Consider the following 14,861-nt stretch of genomic DNA (forward strand, 5'->3'; position numbering starts at 1 on the left):
CGATCATGCGAGCCTGTGGGCTCACGATCAACATTAGTAAAAGCCGCTTTCAGCCCTGTTAAGTCTGGCCCTGCCAGTACCTGAGCCTGGCGATATCCGGGCAGCAGAGCATCTGCATTGCATTGTTCAGTTCATCCTCCAGCATGCGCATCACATGATCGGCCCCCGCCGGCCCCAGGGCCGCTACGCCATACATGAAGGTGCGCCCCAGCAGGGCAAAGTCGGCCCCCGCCGCAATGCCCCTTGCCACATCGAGCCCCGAGCGCAGACCGCTGTCCAGAATCAGCGGGAAATCAGGCCCCACCGCCTGGCGCACCGCCGGCAGCACCGCCAGGCTCGACGGGCAGGCATCCAGTTGTCGCCCGCCATGGTTCGATACGACTATGCCATCCACCCCCAGATCGCGGCAGCGCAGCGCATCCTCGGCACTGAGCACCCCCTTCACCACCAGGGTACCGGGCCAGCGTTGGCGGTAGGCCTTGAGCCGCGCCCAGGGCACCCGCCCGGCGATCTTGGCCGGCAGATAGTCACCGGAGTGGCGCCGATAAGGCTGCAGATTACGGAAGGCCGGTACACCCCGGCGGACACTGCTGAGCGCCCACCGTGGCCGACGCATGATATCCAGCAAGGTCCGAGCACCCACTTTGGGCGGCAGCGCAAGACCGTTGTGCATGTCCAGCTCGCGGCGCCCGCCCACCGGCACATCGACAGTGACCAGCAGCACCTTGTAGCCGGCCTCGGTGGCACGCTGCATCAGGCTCTGTTCCACCGCCTCGTCACTGAAGGGGTAAAGCTGAAACCAGGCCATGTCACCGGCAAGGCTCGCAACCTCTTCAAGGCTTGATGTGGCGAAGGTACTGGCTGCAATGGGACACCCCGCCACCTTTGCCGCCCGGGCAAGGGCTGCCACCGCCCCCGGCCACACCAGACCGTCCAGACCAATGGGCGCCACCCCGAAGGGCACCCGATAGGCTTGCCCGAACAGAGACGTACTCAGATCTGCCCCGTCACCGGCATTAAAGTAGCGCGGCGCCAGCTCCATCTGCTCAAAGGCATCGGTATTGCGCAGCAAGGCACTCTGGCGCCCGCTGCCGCCTTGCAGGTAATCAAACACAAAGCCGGGAAGGCGCTGCCGGGCCCGTCGCTCCAGATAGGCGGAGGACGGAAAACGCTGCATCAGGCGGGTTTCAGGCATAGCTCAGCCTCCATTGCCATATTGTCGTATCCGTTCAGGGGGCCAGCCCGGGCAGTTGCCCGCCCGGCCTGTTAGCAGCCTGTCGGACTTGGCCGATCGTAGCGAGGGAAAGTCCGTTTTGAGGCAGTTTTTGAGCTCTTTTGAGGCAAATAGTGGTTCTATTTAACAAAAAAGAGGACGAAAAATGACCAAAATCGGCTTTCCGCAGTAGATCAGTGGTAAGTCCGACAGGCTGCTAGCTCAGCTGCCGAAACTGGCCTTGAGCTGTTGTGCGTACTGCGGGCTGAGCTCTTCCACCGCCTGCCAGCCAGCGCTCTGAGACAGGGCCTCAAATTGCTCGGCCTGCTCCGGCGCCAGCTGGATGGCTTCGATGCCAGCATCGGCCTGGTGCTGCTTGTCTGCCTTTGCGTCTTCACCGGCACCCTCGTTGAGGGATTCAATCCAGGCCACCTGCTGGCGCATGAATTCACGCTGCGGCTGATCGAGCTTTTCCCAACTCGCCTGATTCATGAACAGGCTGACTTCCACGTTGTAGAAACCGGGTTCAACGCGGTAACGGGTTTTTTCCTGCCAGCCCAGATCGAAAATACCGACAGAGGGCCAGCCATAACCGTCCACCACGCCCCGCTCCAGTGCCGTAAAGACTTCTCCGGGTGCCACCTGCAAAGGCGTGGCGCCCAGGGCCTGGAAGAAGGAGCGGTACACCGGCACGCCCCGCAGCTTGAAGCCGGACAGATCAGCCGACTCAACCTTTTTGTTGGTATAGATATGGTATTGCAGGCCATCGGACAGACGCGCCAGCCATACCATGTTGGCCTTGTCACGGTGGATCTGATCCATCAGCGTATAGCCGCCATTGGCACGCAGCTCAGACATGGGCTTGCGGGTCAGCGTCATGGCCAGGGATTCCGGCACCATGTTGGCGTGGAAAACGCCGGTGGTGTTGGCGATATCGACGATACCGGCACGCACCGCGTTGCCAATTTCAAATGGCGGCATGGATTCGGGGCCGCCCATGACCTGAATCTGCACCAGGCCCTTGCCCTGCTCATTCACGCTGCTCACAAACTGCTTGAAACGCTCGTTGAAGTAGGTGTCCTGGCCAAAAGCCGTGACCGCCTTGAGGGTAATTTCCTGCGCCTGGGCCAGCCAGGGAACACAGACCAGCAAACCGCCGCATAACACTTTCTTGAAATGATTATTCATGGGGTTTCTCCAGTTAATTGATTGCAGCATCGGGAACGGGTTGTCGTGTCTTACCCCATCAGATTGGGTAGCCCGGTTGCCAGCCAGGGCATAAGCAGAATGCAACTCAATACAAGCAACTCGATCAGCAGGAACGGCACCGCCGAGGCGTAGATCTGGGTCAGGCGAATGGACGGCGGTGCCACGCTTTGCATCACCATCAGCAGCAAGCCAAAGGGCGGAGTCAGCAGACCCAGTTCCATCGCAATCAGCATCATGACGCCGAGCCAAATAGGATCTATACCGGCCGCCGCGGCCAGGGGCATAAAGAACGGCAGGGTAATCATCATCATGCTGACCTGGTCGATGACACAGCCCATGACCAGAATCACCACCAGCATGCCGACCACCAGCCAGAACGCCGACAGCTCGTACTCCCCAACCAGCGACAGCAGACCACCGGTGGCACCGGAAAAACTCAGCTGCTGGGAGAAGGCCGTGGAAGCCACCAGCACAAACAGGATGATCACTGAAATGCGTGCCGTTTCGATCAGCGCCCGAATCAGCTTCGCCTTGGTCAGTACGCCGTAGGCCAGGGTCGCCAGTACGGCAGCCAGGGCACCGATAGCCGCCGATTCCGTCGGCGATGCCCAGCCGGCCAGCATGCTGCCCACTACCGCAACAAAGATCCCCAGCAAGGGCACCACATCCCGCAGAAACGGCCACCAGCGCTCCCAGCGTGTTTCGAGGTTTTCATCAACGATTTCGTCCCCGCGGCTTTTCTCATGCAGGCATGAACGCACGATAACGAATCCAAGAAAGCCCGCCGCCATCAGCAGACCCGGCACTATGCCACCGATCAGCAGACCCGAGATCGACACACCGGCCAGGCTCCCGAGCATGACCGCCAATGCAGAAGGCGGAATCAGCATGGCGATGCCACCCACAGCCATGATGGGGCCCATGGCGACCGTGGGGTGATAGCCGCGCTTGAGCATTTCCGGCAGCAGGGAGCTGCCCATCATCGCAGTGTTGGCGATGGTGGAACCGGACAGCGCAGCAAACACTGTGCCGCCCAGCACCGAGACGATGGACAGCTGGCCGGGAACCTTGGCAATCAGCCGTTCGATACTCGAGATGGCCCTATAGGCCAGGCCACTGTGAAACAGCACCTCCCCCATCATCACGAACAGCGGAATGGGCGTCAGGGAGAAACTGGTGACCGATCCCACCGAATTGCGCACCAGCTGGCCGATGCCGGCCTCCCCCCCCATAAATAGCCAGGCACCGAGCAGGTTCACGCCCAGGAAAGCAAAGGCCACCGGCATGCCGATCAGCATCAAGCCAAAGAGCGTGCCCAACATCACCGTCAACGCCAGATACCAATCCATCAGGAGGCCTCCTTCAGGGCCGGAACGGGATCAAACAGACGGCGCACAAACTCCACCGTCAGCAACACAAAACCCAGGATCATGGGCAGGTTCAGCCACCACTGGGGAAACACCAGTACCTTGAACACCAGCCCGCCCTGGCGTGCCGTATCCAGGGTGACCTCCAGGCTATACCAGCTCAGTACGGCGCATATGGTGGCGCCCAGCAGACTGAGACCGCGCTCGAACAGTGCGCGCCAGCGCGGGGGCATCAGTTGCAGCGCAAGATCAATGCGAATATGGTCGCCGCAGTACAGCAACCAGGGGGCGGCCAGCATGGTCGCCGTCATCAACAGGTATTCCGAGGCTTCTACCGTCCAGGGCATAGAGAAGCTGGTCATGTTTCGCAGCGCAATATCGGCGCACACCAGCAGCGCCATAAGCGCAAACATCAGCGCCGCCAGCAGGCCACAGCCGTTATACAGCCAGTGGTAAAAACGATTGACGGATATCGTATCCGGCAGTTCAGTCACCCTATCCATGTCTTCGCTTCCGTTGTTGTTATGGTTTCCCGTTACCGCAGCACCCGGTAACGGCCTGTTCGCAGTAGGTCAGTGTTCAGCCCGACAGGCTGCCAGGCCTCAGCCCGCAGGGGCCGACACCGATGCGGGGGCAGACATATATTTCAGCAGCTGCTGACGAATCTGCGGCGGGATCGAGACTTTGCCCACCCGGTCGCCAATGGCGCTAAAACACAGCACCAGCTGCGCATCCAGAATGGACTCACCGGCACACCAACCGCTGATCTTGATCTCAAACGAGCTGTCGCCGACCCGCAGACACGAGAGCAGCAACCTCAGCCGATCCGACTGGCGACAGGGTTTCGAGAAGGTGATATTGAGATTCACCGTCGGCACACCGGCACCGAAGCGCGCCTGCATATCGCGAAAGGCAAACCCCATGGCCTGAAACCAGTCTTCCACCGTATCATTCAGGATCTCCAGATAGCGCGGGTAGAATACGATTCCGGCAGGGTCACAATGTCTGAAGCGAATGACTTCTTCCTTCTGAAAAACCATAGCGTTGTCCTGTATGCGTTAATTCGAAAACCCTATCGGGCTCTGTCTTTCAGAACCCGACTCATCAACACCAGCTGACGGTGCAGCTCACCCATATCTTCGTCACCCAGGCCGCCCAGCACCTCGGTAATCCAGGCCTTGTGGACGGCGGCCATGCGCTCGAACCTGTCGCGCCCCAATGGCGTGAGGCTGATCAGCTTGACGCGTCTGTCGTCCGCCTGCGCCTGGCGCTGTACCAGGCCATCACGCTCCAGCCGATCCACCACCCCGGTGATATTGCCGTTGGAGACCTTCATCCATTGCGACAGGGCTGACATTTTCTCCGTGCCACCGGCGTGCTGCAGTGCGGCCAACAGGTCGAACTGCGGCAGGGTGACATTGAACTCTTTCAGCAGCAGGGCACGCAGCTCCTGTTCGATCAGGGCGGTGTTGGACAGCATCCGAAACCAGGTTTTCAGTGAAAGTTCGTCTCTCATCAGCCTCAGCTCCCGCCAGCCCGCACCGCGCCCCGGCTGTTAGCCTTGCGGTGCTCCTGCGGGAATCTCCTTTGTGGTTAAATAATTCATACGTTAATATTTTAAGGTTAAAGTATCTAGCTAAAAATACACTCCACTCTTACTCCAGGAGAGCAAGAACGGAGCGCCCTGGCCATGCGCAGCACGGCTTAGCTGGCGGAAAATTTCTCGAAATACACCTGGCAGTTCGCCATGGCCCGCTGATCCAGCCACTGCTTGACCGCTTCGACCATCGGCGGCGGCCCGCACAGATAAGTATCCACCTCGCCGTCGTTGAAATGACAGTCCTCGAACAGGTCCGTCACCACGCCAACGGGGCCCTGCCAGTCTTCGCTCTCCCGCATCACAATGCGGTGATAGCTGAAATTCGACAACCGTTCGGCATAGCGCTGCAGACGTTCCAGCTCACACAGGTCCTGCGCCTGGGTCACGCCATAGAACAGGGTCACCGGCTGGGTGCAGGCGCCAGGGTCTGCTGCCATCTCGTCCAGCATACCCAGGAAAGCCGAGAGTCCGGTGCCACCGGCCACCAGCACCAGCGGACGGCTCACCTTGCGCAGGTAAAACGCGCCCAGCGGCGCCTTCAGCCGGATGCGATCCCCAGGCGCTGCCCGCTCGCGCAGGTAATCACTCATGGCTCCCTGGGGCAGCAGCCGAATCAGGAACTGCAGACCGTTGGTCGCATTGGGCGCGCAGGCGAATGAATAGGAACGCCACTCATCGGTACCCGGCACCTGTACATGGGCGTACTGCCCCGGCAGAAAGTCGAGTTGCTGATCCAGTGAAGCCGCATCGATATGCACGATGGCGGTGGAGTCGGACAGCTGCTCGACGCTCTGCACCACAGCCTCAACCTCCAGCGGTCCGGCCGAGGTGCAGAGGGTCGATTCAAAGTCGAACTTTACCGCGCAATCGGAACTGACCCGCATCTGGCAGGCCAGTACCGCGCCCCGCGCCAGATCGGCCTCGGACAGCGCATCTTCATCCACGTAATCCAGGCTGTAGTCGCCGGACTCGCAGGTGCCCTTGCAGGTGGCGCAGACGCCTTCGCGACAATCCACCGGCAGCGTGATGCCCTGGCGCAGCGCAGCATCCAGCAACGGCTCGTTGGCATTAACACCGACGAAATGGGTCCGTCCGTCGGTAAAACTCAAGGCTACTTTGTGCATAACGCACCCCCTTGTTTCTGTCCGTCACTGGCGTGCCGATCAGACGTGATAGAAGTCCAGTACGTGGCGAATCTTGTCGTTCAGCAGGACCACCTGCTTCCTGCGGATGCGAAAGCTGTCGCCCTCGGCCCGCAAGCGGTATTCGACCCGCCCAAAGAACACCTCAGCCTCGCCAAAGCGGTAGAAATGGGTCGCCCAGTTGGCCTTCACCAGCCAGCTGCCATCATCCTGTGGCTGTGCCTGTACATTGCTGACCTGGTGCAGGGTGCGGGGCATGGGGGTACAGGCCGCCGATTTGCCGGTGCGAATGCGGAATACCCTATCTTCAAGCCCGGCACGGCTCGGGTAGTAAATCAGCGACATTTCCCGCTTGGGGTTGGTGGTGTGGACATGCTCCGACTCCCACTGCGGCATATGGAACTCGGCGTCCTCGTCAAACAGCGCCAGGTATTCATCCCACTGCTGATGGTCACAGAGCTCGGCCTTCTGGTACAGAAACTGCTCAATGCTGTGCAAGGTCGGGTTCATCAGTTGCTCTCCTCTGCCTGGCGGGTCTTGGCGGCCAACCCCTGCAGCAGGTAGCGCTGCCAGGTGGAATGCTGATTCACGTACAGGCCTTCCTGGGTAAATTCGGTGCCGGTCAGCACCGGCCTGATACCCAGCGCTTCGGTGTTGGCCGTGGGACCCGTGACCCAGTTTTCACAACCGCGGGAAATATCGCTCCAGCGCTCGGCGCGGCCCTGGAACCCCTTCTGGGCTTCGCGGAATTCCACCAAATCATCGGGGGTTCCCATGCCGGACACATTGAAAAAGTCTTCAAACTGGCGGATGCGGTTCTCGCGGTCGGCGTCGGACTCATTTTTGACACCCAGGCACAGGCTGTGCACCTCGGTCTTGTTCCAGGCCACGGGCCGCACTATACGTAGCTGGGAGCTGATCTGATCCATAAAGAACAGGCTGGGGTAGATATTGAGGTTGCGCAGTCGATGCATCATCCACTGGGCCCGGGCCTCACCGAACTCTTCCACCAGGCGCGGCATGACGCTGGCATAGCCGGGGCGAACTTCCGGGTTGGGCATGTCGCTGAACAGAATGGTGTGACCGTTCTCGAACGCAAACCAGCCGTCATCGGTATCCTTGTCGCCGGCACCCAGCTTGCTGTAGTCGAGCGTCTTGCTGTTGTCCGCAGATTCCTTCTTGGACTCTTCCTGCTGACGATGCTGCACCGTGGCGACGTAGTTGTAGTGCACAGTGCTGACGTGATAACCGTCCAGCCCATTTTCGTTTTGCAGCTTCCAGTTACCATCGAAGGTGTAGGACGAGGCCCCCGGCAGCACTTCCAGCTCAGCCGTCGCAGACTGCGCCACCATCATGTCAAAACCGATGCGGGCATCACCGAGGAAATCCTCCAGCGACACATCAGACTCGGTGTTGAGGTTGATAAAGACAAAACCCTTGTAGCTGCTGATCAGCGCCTTGCGCAGCCCGCGGCTGGTCTTGTCAAAATCCTGCGGATACTCGTCCGGCGCCTTGACCTTGACCAAGCGTCCATCGGACTTGTAGCACCAGGCGTGGAAGGGGCAGGTGAAGGTGGACTGGTTGCCCTTGCACACCCGAGTCAGAGTCGCGCCGCGATGCTGACAGGCATTGACCAGCGCGTTCAGCTCGCCCTTGCCATCGCGGGTAATGATCATGGGCTGGCGCCCGGCCTGCATGGTAAAAAAGTCGTTTGCATTGGCAATCTGACTTTCGTGGCAAGCAAAGATCCAGGTGTTCTCGAAGATCAGCTCCATTTCCAGGTCAAACAGCTCCTGGTCGGTAAACATTTCCCGCGCTATCTTGAAAACACGCTCATTCGGGCGAAAATCAAGCGCACCTTCAATCTGTTCCCGCCAGGCGTTCAGCTTTTGCGTATTATTGTTGCTCACAGTCTTGCCTCCAATCGCGGCCAGTTCGAGCCTGTTTCAGCCCGCTCATTCAGTGCCACCATGAAACCAGACAGCAGGGATACTGAGCTATCCCGATATCCTGCGAGCTTTATCCGTTTTTTCACCCCGGTGTATAAAACTAAAAAACAGACACACCACAGCGCTAACGCGGCTGGAAAAAAGCGGCAGGATTGACGTCTGCGCAGAGAGGGTGGTACCTTTGCGAGATGCTACGCGACGACATTTAAAAATACGATATCGATAGAAATCAGACTAAGGTAACGCGCTATGCTGGGTATTCATAATCTGGTCGAAGGCCGTACAAAGGATACTATCAGCACAGAAATTCTTGATGCTGAGGCTGCAAGATCATGGATGGAAAGCATTTGTGGCCCGCACTACTTAAAAGTAAAAAACAGTAACTCCATTCGATTTCGCCACGTCGGAAATATATTAACATCCACGACAACCGCTATTGGCCACATTGAATATGGTACCGATGTTACCGTCGAAATCGATGACTTGCACAGTAGTTACAGTATCAGCTTGCCGGTCAGCGGTTTTCAGGCACTGGAAGGCCCAAGCCTGCAGGCACAATCGGATATAACCCGTGGCGTTATTATCTCTCCGTCCACCGCCTGCCGCCTGCATATCAGTGGAAATTGCCGCAAGACACTGGTTCGAATATCCCGCCAGGCCATGGAAGCAGGGCTGGAAAGCCTGCTGCGACGCCCGGTAACAGAGCCGTTGATTTTCCAGACACAAATGGATGCCGCCATAGGCGCCAACAGCGCCTGGTGGCGCACCATCCGGCACATTGAAAACGAACTGCGAAGTATCAACGGCCTCTACAACAGCTCGCATTTTATCCGTGAAATGGAACAGGCGTTGATCAAGGGGATTATTGTTTCACAGCCCAACAATTACTCCCAGGCGATTGAACAGGCAAGCTGCACCTCGATGCCAGCCTACCTGACACGTACTATCGAATTCATCAAAAAACATGCCCATGACGATATCAGCATTGAAGATATCGAGCAGGCCGCCTGCGTTTCACGCAATAAACTCTATAACGACTTCAAGAAATATGTCGGTGAGCCGCCAACATACCACCTTAAAAGAATTCGACTGGAGGGCGCACGCCAGGATATTCTGACGGATAATGCCAACGAAAATATATCCTCTATTGCGATGAAGTGGGGTTTCTCGCACCTCGGACGTTTCTCTGTGGATTACAAAAAACAGTTCAATGAGTCACCCTCTGAAAGCATTCAACGTATCAAGAAAGCAACATCATTCTGAAAATCATAATTCAGCACTAATAAGGCCGACAATATGTCGGCCTTATTGAATAACACTTAAAATATACTCAAAAGGGTAATGCGGCCTTAATCCAGAAGGCGTCACCCTCGGGTCTGTTTTCAACCGCCATTTCCTTTTGGTACTTGGCGGTTACAAAAAATCCTTTGCCATTATCGAACTTGATTGACGGGCCTATGGCAAACGCCTGCCCCTCATTACCGATATCCAGCCCATTGAGCTTATCGCTGCTGACCTGTCGGTAGGCATAGCCCCCCAGGCCAAGCACCCAGCCGGGGCCAACCCCATAGCCCAGCGCATAATCGAGATGCAGCTCCTGGCCCGACTGGTAGCCCGTGGCGTCATTTTCGAAGTTGTAGTCATACATCAACTTGAGGCCCCAGTTAACGCCTGCCGGGTTGATATGGGAGGCGGCATATACAGCCTGCATCGACCAGTAGTTGCGTCCGATATTGGCCAGTTCTCCGGTTTTGTAGCTGCCGGTTGGCGCAAATATATCGACCCCCACCGCACTGTGCAGGCTGGCGCTGTGGTGGTAGGCCAGCAATGCGGTCAAATCCAGATCACCCGCACCGCGGGCGCTGTCGCTCATGCCATTGACAGAAACATCCAGATCAACCAGCGGCAGCAACGCCGCATACACCAACTGGCCACCCAGCAAACTTTGGTCCGTCACCCAGAGCAGTCGAGGTGCCACCACCTTGGCCCGCAGGCGAAAATCGATGGGCAAGCTGTCGCCGTCTCCATCGTTGAAATCGTCGGCCGCATAATGGCTGGCATAGATCAGCGGATAGACACCCGGCGGGGGCAAGGCGCCCACCAGGTAGTTCTCTGCCCCCATGGGATAGCTGGAACCCCCGCCTTCAGTGGCCTGTACAGACATTGAAAAGGCGAGTGCGCCCGTCGCGAGGCCAAGACCTGCGCGCGTCAAATATGTCTTCATGATGATGTATCCGATTTTTCTTATTGAGTCAGCTGACCGCGGCCCCACGAGGGTCGGCACACGGACAGGCTGCTATGGATGGGTCTCGCGCTGGCCTGCGGATTGATACACAGGCCAGCGCGAATGGCGTTCAGGCACAGAGCTGACCGAAAGCGCCCCGGTAAAACAGTAGCGGGTCACCTTCTCGGGTGTTGAACGCTTCGACTCGTCCCACAATCAGAAGGTGATCGCCCGCGATCCGCGTGAACTCGACGCGGCACTCTAGCTGCGCCAGGCTCTCGTCGATCAGTGGAACCCCGGCCCGGCTAACGCCATGGGACACACTGGCGAACTTGTCATCCGCAGCCCTTGCAAACTTCATCGCCAGCGCATCCTGTTGCCGATCAAGTATATTCACCACGAAGGGCCGCCCCTGCCCAAAGGCATCAAGGTTTGGGGACTTCAGCGCCAGACTCCAGAGAATTAGCGGCGGGTCCAGCGACAGCGACGAGAAAGAGTTGGCAGTAATGCCGATGGGTTTCCCATCTTTCCCCTGTGCCGTCACCACAGTGACCCCGGTGGCAAACAAGCCCAGGGTGTTGCGCAGCTCCCGGCTGTCGAGAATAGGTACCGCTGGCGTTTCGTCGGCTAAGGCAACGGCGGCTGGTGTCTTCAGCGTGGTCATTTCAGGCCCCCTTTTTCAGCTGTTCGTTAACGAAGTGGTCGCAGGACTCAGGCTCCAGCCACCAGGGCATGAAATCCGGCGGATTATTAAAGCCATTGGCAATGCTCGCTGCCAGGGCCGGCGAGCGCTGTGCTGCACCGAGCAGGTTTAAAATATGCTCGGGCGGTGGCAGCAACAGGCTATTGGTCCAGCTCACGACATCCTGGGCGTAGCGCCAGTAAGTCTCGAAGGTCTGCTGCATCCAGGCCCTATCGAAGGGCGCATCGCCGCGGGATAAGATTGCCTGCAGGTACACCCGGCTGCATTTGGCACCATTGTTGGACCCCTGCCCGGTAATCGGATCATTCACCACCAGGGTGTCGGCGATGCCTAACACCGCTCGGCCCGATGGCAGTGTTGCGACCGGCCTGCGCACCGTAGGGGCAAAACGACCAGCCAGAATGCCATTGTCGTCGGTGAGCTGCACATCCTTGCAGCGTTCAGCCTCGCCCGGTGCATAGGTACGGATGATTTCAAGACTCCTTGCCAGGTGCTGCGCGGGACTCGATACATCCTGCCAGCAGTCCATCGGACCGCCGGGGATACCCTCGAACACCATGATTTCACAGGGTCCGTTTAGCGTCAGAGCCGGAAACACAAAGTACTCGCCGACACCGGGTATCAGATTGAACGCCACGCGTGAATAGGGCTCAGCGGGCTCCATGCCCTGCACGTAAGTTAACGCCAGTGCCCGCTGTGGCTTGTCGAACACAGAGCGCTCGGCATCGCGCTCGAACAGCCGCACGATCTCGCCCTTGCCAGCGGCAATCAGCACCAGATCATGGGACGCCGCCAGCTCTTCCAGTTCGTCGATACCGGCATCGCGAATCACCAACTCACCGCCAAGACGAACGAACTCATCCATCCAAACCGGCATTTTCAGGCGCTGATCCACCGATTGAGCTGGCTTGTCGAGACGCGCCGACCAGTTGATCAGCGCCTGACCGGCCCGTTCAGAATCCGGTACCGTCATGCCAATCCCCTGCACCGGCGGACAGTCGTTTTCCCAGAAGTTAATCCCCAGCGCGCGCTCCGTTTCCAGCGCATTGTCGAACATGCACTGGCTCGACATCACCCGACCTGCACTGATCTGCTCCGCTGTGCGATTGGACATCAGGGTGACCTGATACCCCTGCTGCAACAGGCCAATCCCGGTCTGCAGTCCGGACTGACCGGCCCCCACGATAGCGATACGTCGCGTCATAATGATCTCCAAATATTTTTTGTTGTAAGTAACACCGAATGGCGACTGCTGGTGAGCTCAGCCCGCAAGCTTGGGAATCGCCGGGTCACGCTGTTCCGGGCCCAGTGCCCCGTAGCCGCCATCGACGGCATAGTCAGCGCCGGTGACGAAGCTGGCCTGGTCTGAACACAGAAAGAGCACCACGGCGGCCACTTCCTTCGGCTCGCCGAGCCGACCGAGCATATGAAAGTCGGCCGCGACCCGGGCGGCCTTGTCCCGGTCACCGCCGCTGACCTCGCTGATCACCCGGGACCAGGTCCAGCCCGGGGACACAGAGTTGACACGTATACCGTCGTCGGCAAAGTCCAACGCCATACTGCGGGTCAGGTGCTTGATGGCCGCCTTGCTGGCCGGGTAGAGCCAGCGTCCGGTCTGGGCCACCTGCGCCGAAATACTGCTGAAATTCACGATGGCGCCACCGCCGCGCCTGCACATCAAGGGATGCACGGCTTTGGCGGCCATCACGGCGCTGACCAGATTGACGTCCAGTGCCCTGAGCCAGTCCGAGCGCGGCGATGCGGCCCCGTCATCCAGGTAGCTACAGGCCAGATTGACCAGACAGTCGATGCCATCGAAACGTACTGCAGCCTCATTGATGGCCCGGTTCAGCTGCTCGTCACAGCAGATATCGGTGGCAATAAAGTGCGCCTTTGGGCCCAGGCGGTCGGCCAGGGCAGCGCCGGACTCGGCGTCAATATCGAGTACCGTGACATTGGCGCCGGCGGCGACAAAGGCTTCTGAAACAGCCTGCCCCATCAGCGTCGCACCGCCGGTAATCACGACACTGTGTTCATTAAAATCAGTCATACGCTCTTCCCCGGCTGATGGGCGCTCTGGGCCCATTTGGCCATCAGGCCATTGGATTCAAGGGTCTCGTCCAGCAACTTGGCAGCGGTTTCACGCCCGGCCACCGGCAGGCCGGCGGGGTCGAGCACGCCGATTTGCACCAGCACCGAGGCCTGATCCCAGTAGATATGCTCGTGATAGAGCTTGTCGCCGCGGAACTTTACGATGGCCACCAGCGGAATCTCGACCCGCTTGCCGGTGGGGGCTATGCCCGGCAACAGCCAGTCGATCTCGCGGTCATGGGTAAAGCTGAACAACACTTCATCGACGATCTGGGTCGCGCCTATGGTGCGGGAAATCGGTAACAGCTGCGTGTCGTCCGGGTTGGAGTCGACAAAATGGTGCTTGTAGAAACGGTACAGCTCCGTCGCACCCACGCCGCCGGTCAGGGTCGGAATATGGTTGACGTAAGGCTCAGCCACCATGGTCGCCATGGTCGCCTCTACATTACGGCTGGAAAACTCGTATTCGCAGTGCTTGTCCCACAGCATCGAAAGATCATAGTTCGGCCCCATCGCCTGGCGGAATGCGGTCACCGAACGCTGGTGCGCCATCAGCGCCGAGGGTTTGTGATAATGCTCAGACGCCGGCCGGGCAAAGGCATGATCCACATCGGGATAGGTATAGAGCTCGATATTGTCCCGCTCCTGCAGCGCAACACAGATATCCTGGCGAGCAGCCATCGGGCAGAACTCATCATTGCCAGCGAAGTGCAGCACCAGACGCCCTTTGATATTCGCCGCCTCATCGAGGTGGTTTTCGATCCCCATGCCGTAATAACCGACAGCCACATCAACATCGCAGCGACAGGCGCTCAAATAGGCCAGACGGGCACCGAGACAGAAGCCAAGGGTACCCACCGCGCCGGTGCACTCGCTGCGCTGGCGCAGCGCCTGGACAGTGGCATCAATGTCCTCAATGCCAAGGTCCTGATCAAACGCCTGGTAGAATCCAAACGCTTTCTGCCAGTCCTGCTGCGTGTAGCCCAGCTCAACACCGGCCTCCTGACGCCAGAACAGATCCGGCACCAGCACCACATAGCCCTCCTCGGCGTAGTAGTCCGCAATCTGTCGCATGGTGCCATTAACACCAAAGATCTCTTGCAGCAGTACAATGCCGGGGCCGCTGCCGCACTCGGGCACTGCCAGATAACCCTGGAATACTCCGCTGCCGTCCTTTGCCCTGATCTCGATCGATGTACTCATGCTAGTCTCCTGGATAGGTCTTGAGTTGCGTAGCTACATCCTAAGTACCCGGGAGGCGTGGACACGAGCCGCTGCCTGCGCAGACTATCCGCTGAGTGCAGAAAACTGCACAAGGATCGCCGCCCGCCAGGCTCCCTCGCTTATACTGGCGACAGAATAA

At 58.7% G+C, this 14,861-nt stretch carries 15 protein-coding genes; 1 reads left to right on the plus strand and 14 read right to left on the minus strand.

Annotated elements, in window-relative coordinates:
• Nucleotides 1-58: 58 nt before the first annotated feature.
• The 9 genes from MPRO_RS23990 to antA form a co-directional block, all read right to left on the minus strand.
• Nucleotides 59-1,195 carry an alpha-hydroxy acid oxidase gene (locus tag MPRO_RS23990; RefSeq protein WP_067298842.1) on the minus strand — a complete coding sequence of 379 codons (1,137 nt, stop codon included), beginning with the start codon at nt 1,193-1,195 and terminating at the stop codon, nt 59-61.
• Nucleotides 1,196-1,435: 240 nt separating this feature from the next.
• A complete protein-coding gene (gene dctP, locus MPRO_RS23995; protein ID WP_067298843.1) occupies nt 1,436-2,401 on the minus strand; it encodes a TRAP transporter substrate-binding protein DctP in 966 nt (321 codons plus the stop codon).
• Nucleotides 2,402-2,451: 50 nt separating this feature from the next.
• A complete protein-coding gene (locus MPRO_RS24000) occupies nt 2,452-3,771 on the minus strand; it encodes a TRAP transporter large permease (protein ID WP_067298844.1) in 1,320 nt (439 codons plus the stop codon).
• Nucleotides 3,771-4,292 carry a TRAP transporter small permease gene (locus MPRO_RS24005; protein ID WP_067298845.1) on the minus strand — a complete coding sequence of 174 codons (522 nt, stop codon included), beginning with the start codon at nt 4,290-4,292 and terminating at the stop codon, nt 3,771-3,773. The genes MPRO_RS24000 and MPRO_RS24005 overlap by 1 nt, the downstream gene beginning before the upstream one ends.
• Nucleotides 4,293-4,391: 99 nt before the next feature.
• On the minus strand, nt 4,392-4,829 hold the full coding sequence (locus MPRO_RS24010; protein ID WP_067298846.1) for an acyl-CoA thioesterase: 438 nt from the start codon (nt 4,827-4,829) through the stop codon (nt 4,392-4,394).
• Nucleotides 4,830-4,861: 32 nt separating this feature from the next.
• Nucleotides 4,862-5,305 carry a MarR family winged helix-turn-helix transcriptional regulator gene (locus MPRO_RS24015; RefSeq protein ID WP_067298847.1) on the minus strand — a complete coding sequence of 148 codons (444 nt, stop codon included), beginning with the start codon at nt 5,303-5,305 and terminating at the stop codon, nt 4,862-4,864.
• A 188-nt stretch (nt 5,306-5,493) separates the two neighbouring features.
• On the minus strand, nt 5,494-6,513 hold the full coding sequence (gene antC / locus MPRO_RS24020) for an anthranilate 1,2-dioxygenase electron transfer component AntC (protein ID WP_067298848.1): 1,020 nt from the start codon (nt 6,511-6,513) through the stop codon (nt 5,494-5,496).
• Between the two features lie 39 nt (nt 6,514-6,552).
• On the minus strand, nt 6,553-7,041 hold the full coding sequence (antB, locus tag MPRO_RS24025; RefSeq protein ID WP_067298849.1) for an anthranilate 1,2-dioxygenase small subunit: 489 nt from the start codon (nt 7,039-7,041) through the stop codon (nt 6,553-6,555).
• Nucleotides 7,041-8,441, minus strand: a complete 1,401-nt coding sequence (antA, locus tag MPRO_RS24030) for an anthranilate 1,2-dioxygenase large subunit (RefSeq protein ID WP_067298850.1) — start codon at nt 8,439-8,441, stop codon at nt 7,041-7,043. Before antA ends, antB begins: the two co-directional genes overlap by 1 nt.
• A gap of 288 nt (nt 8,442-8,729) precedes the next feature.
• On the opposite strand from antA, the gene MPRO_RS24035 reads away from it, so the two are divergent.
• Nucleotides 8,730-9,743 carry an AraC family transcriptional regulator gene (locus tag MPRO_RS24035; protein WP_067298851.1) on the plus strand — a complete coding sequence of 338 codons (1,014 nt, stop codon included), beginning with the start codon at nt 8,730-8,732 and terminating at the stop codon, nt 9,741-9,743.
• A gap of 67 nt (nt 9,744-9,810) precedes the next feature.
• Here the strand turns inward: MPRO_RS24035 and MPRO_RS24040 are convergent, their stop codons facing one another.
• The 5 genes from MPRO_RS24040 to MPRO_RS24060 form a co-directional block, all read right to left on the minus strand.
• Nucleotides 9,811-10,704: a SphA family protein gene (locus MPRO_RS24040; RefSeq protein WP_067298852.1), complete on the minus strand. Its 894-nt coding sequence runs from the start codon at nt 10,702-10,704 to the stop codon at nt 9,811-9,813.
• 130 nt (nt 10,705-10,834) lie between these two features.
• Nucleotides 10,835-11,368, minus strand: coding sequence for a flavin reductase family protein (locus MPRO_RS24045; RefSeq protein ID WP_067298853.1), 534 nt, complete (start codon nt 11,366-11,368; stop codon nt 10,835-10,837).
• A gap of 1 nt (nt 11,369) precedes the next feature.
• Entirely contained in the window at nt 11,370-12,611 is a 1,242-nt protein-coding gene (locus tag MPRO_RS24050; protein WP_067298854.1) for a styrene monooxygenase/indole monooxygenase family protein, read from the minus strand.
• A 57-nt stretch (nt 12,612-12,668) separates the two neighbouring features.
• Nucleotides 12,669-13,457, minus strand: a complete 789-nt coding sequence (locus MPRO_RS24055) for an SDR family oxidoreductase (RefSeq protein WP_067298855.1) — start codon at nt 13,455-13,457, stop codon at nt 12,669-12,671.
• Nucleotides 13,454-14,701, minus strand: a complete 1,248-nt coding sequence (locus MPRO_RS24060) for a dienelactone hydrolase family protein (RefSeq protein WP_067298856.1) — start codon at nt 14,699-14,701, stop codon at nt 13,454-13,456. Before MPRO_RS24060 ends, MPRO_RS24055 begins: the two co-directional genes overlap by 4 nt.
• Between the last annotated feature and the right edge of the window lie 160 nt (nt 14,702-14,861).

It is taken from the genome of Marinobacterium profundum (assembly GCF_001528745.1).
GTDB lineage: Bacteria > Pseudomonadota > Gammaproteobacteria > Pseudomonadales > Balneatricaceae > Marinobacterium_A > Marinobacterium_A profundum.

What these genes read in the sequence shown, in the direction of transcription:
- MPRO_RS23990 (WP_067298842.1), bottom strand. Translation starts at nt 1,195, where the DNA reads ATGCCTGAAACCCGCCTGATGCAGCGTTTTCCGTCCTCCGCCTATCTG.
- dctP (WP_067298843.1), bottom strand. Translation starts at nt 2,401, where the DNA reads ATGAATAATCATTTCAAGAAAGTGTTATGCGGCGGTTTGCTGGTCTGT.
- MPRO_RS24000 (WP_067298844.1), bottom strand. Translation starts at nt 3,771, where the DNA reads ATGGATTGGTATCTGGCGTTGACGGTGATGTTGGGCACGCTCTTTGGC.
- MPRO_RS24005 (WP_067298845.1), bottom strand. Translation starts at nt 4,292, where the DNA reads ATGGATAGGGTGACTGAACTGCCGGATACGATATCCGTCAATCGTTTT.
- MPRO_RS24010 (WP_067298846.1), bottom strand. Translation starts at nt 4,829, where the DNA reads ATGGTTTTTCAGAAGGAAGAAGTCATTCGCTTCAGACATTGTGACCCT.
- MPRO_RS24015 (WP_067298847.1), bottom strand. Translation starts at nt 5,305, where the DNA reads ATGAGAGACGAACTTTCACTGAAAACCTGGTTTCGGATGCTGTCCAAC.
- antC (WP_067298848.1), bottom strand. Translation starts at nt 6,513, where the DNA reads ATGCACAAAGTAGCCTTGAGTTTTACCGACGGACGGACCCATTTCGTC.
- antB (WP_067298849.1), bottom strand. Translation starts at nt 7,041, where the DNA reads ATGAACCCGACCTTGCACAGCATTGAGCAGTTTCTGTACCAGAAGGCC.
- MPRO_RS24035 (WP_067298851.1), top strand. Translation starts at nt 8,730, where the DNA reads ATGCTGGGTATTCATAATCTGGTCGAAGGCCGTACAAAGGATACTATC.
- MPRO_RS24040 (WP_067298852.1), bottom strand. Translation starts at nt 10,704, where the DNA reads ATGAAGACATATTTGACGCGCGCAGGTCTTGGCCTCGCGACGGGCGCA.
- MPRO_RS24045 (WP_067298853.1), bottom strand. Translation starts at nt 11,368, where the DNA reads ATGACCACGCTGAAGACACCAGCCGCCGTTGCCTTAGCCGACGAAACG.
- MPRO_RS24050 (WP_067298854.1), bottom strand. Translation starts at nt 12,611, where the DNA reads ATGACGCGACGTATCGCTATCGTGGGGGCCGGTCAGTCCGGACTGCAG.
- MPRO_RS24055 (WP_067298855.1), bottom strand. Translation starts at nt 13,457, where the DNA reads ATGACTGATTTTAATGAACACAGTGTCGTGATTACCGGCGGTGCGACG.
- MPRO_RS24060 (WP_067298856.1), bottom strand. Translation starts at nt 14,701, where the DNA reads ATGAGTACATCGATCGAGATCAGGGCAAAGGACGGCAGCGGAGTATTC.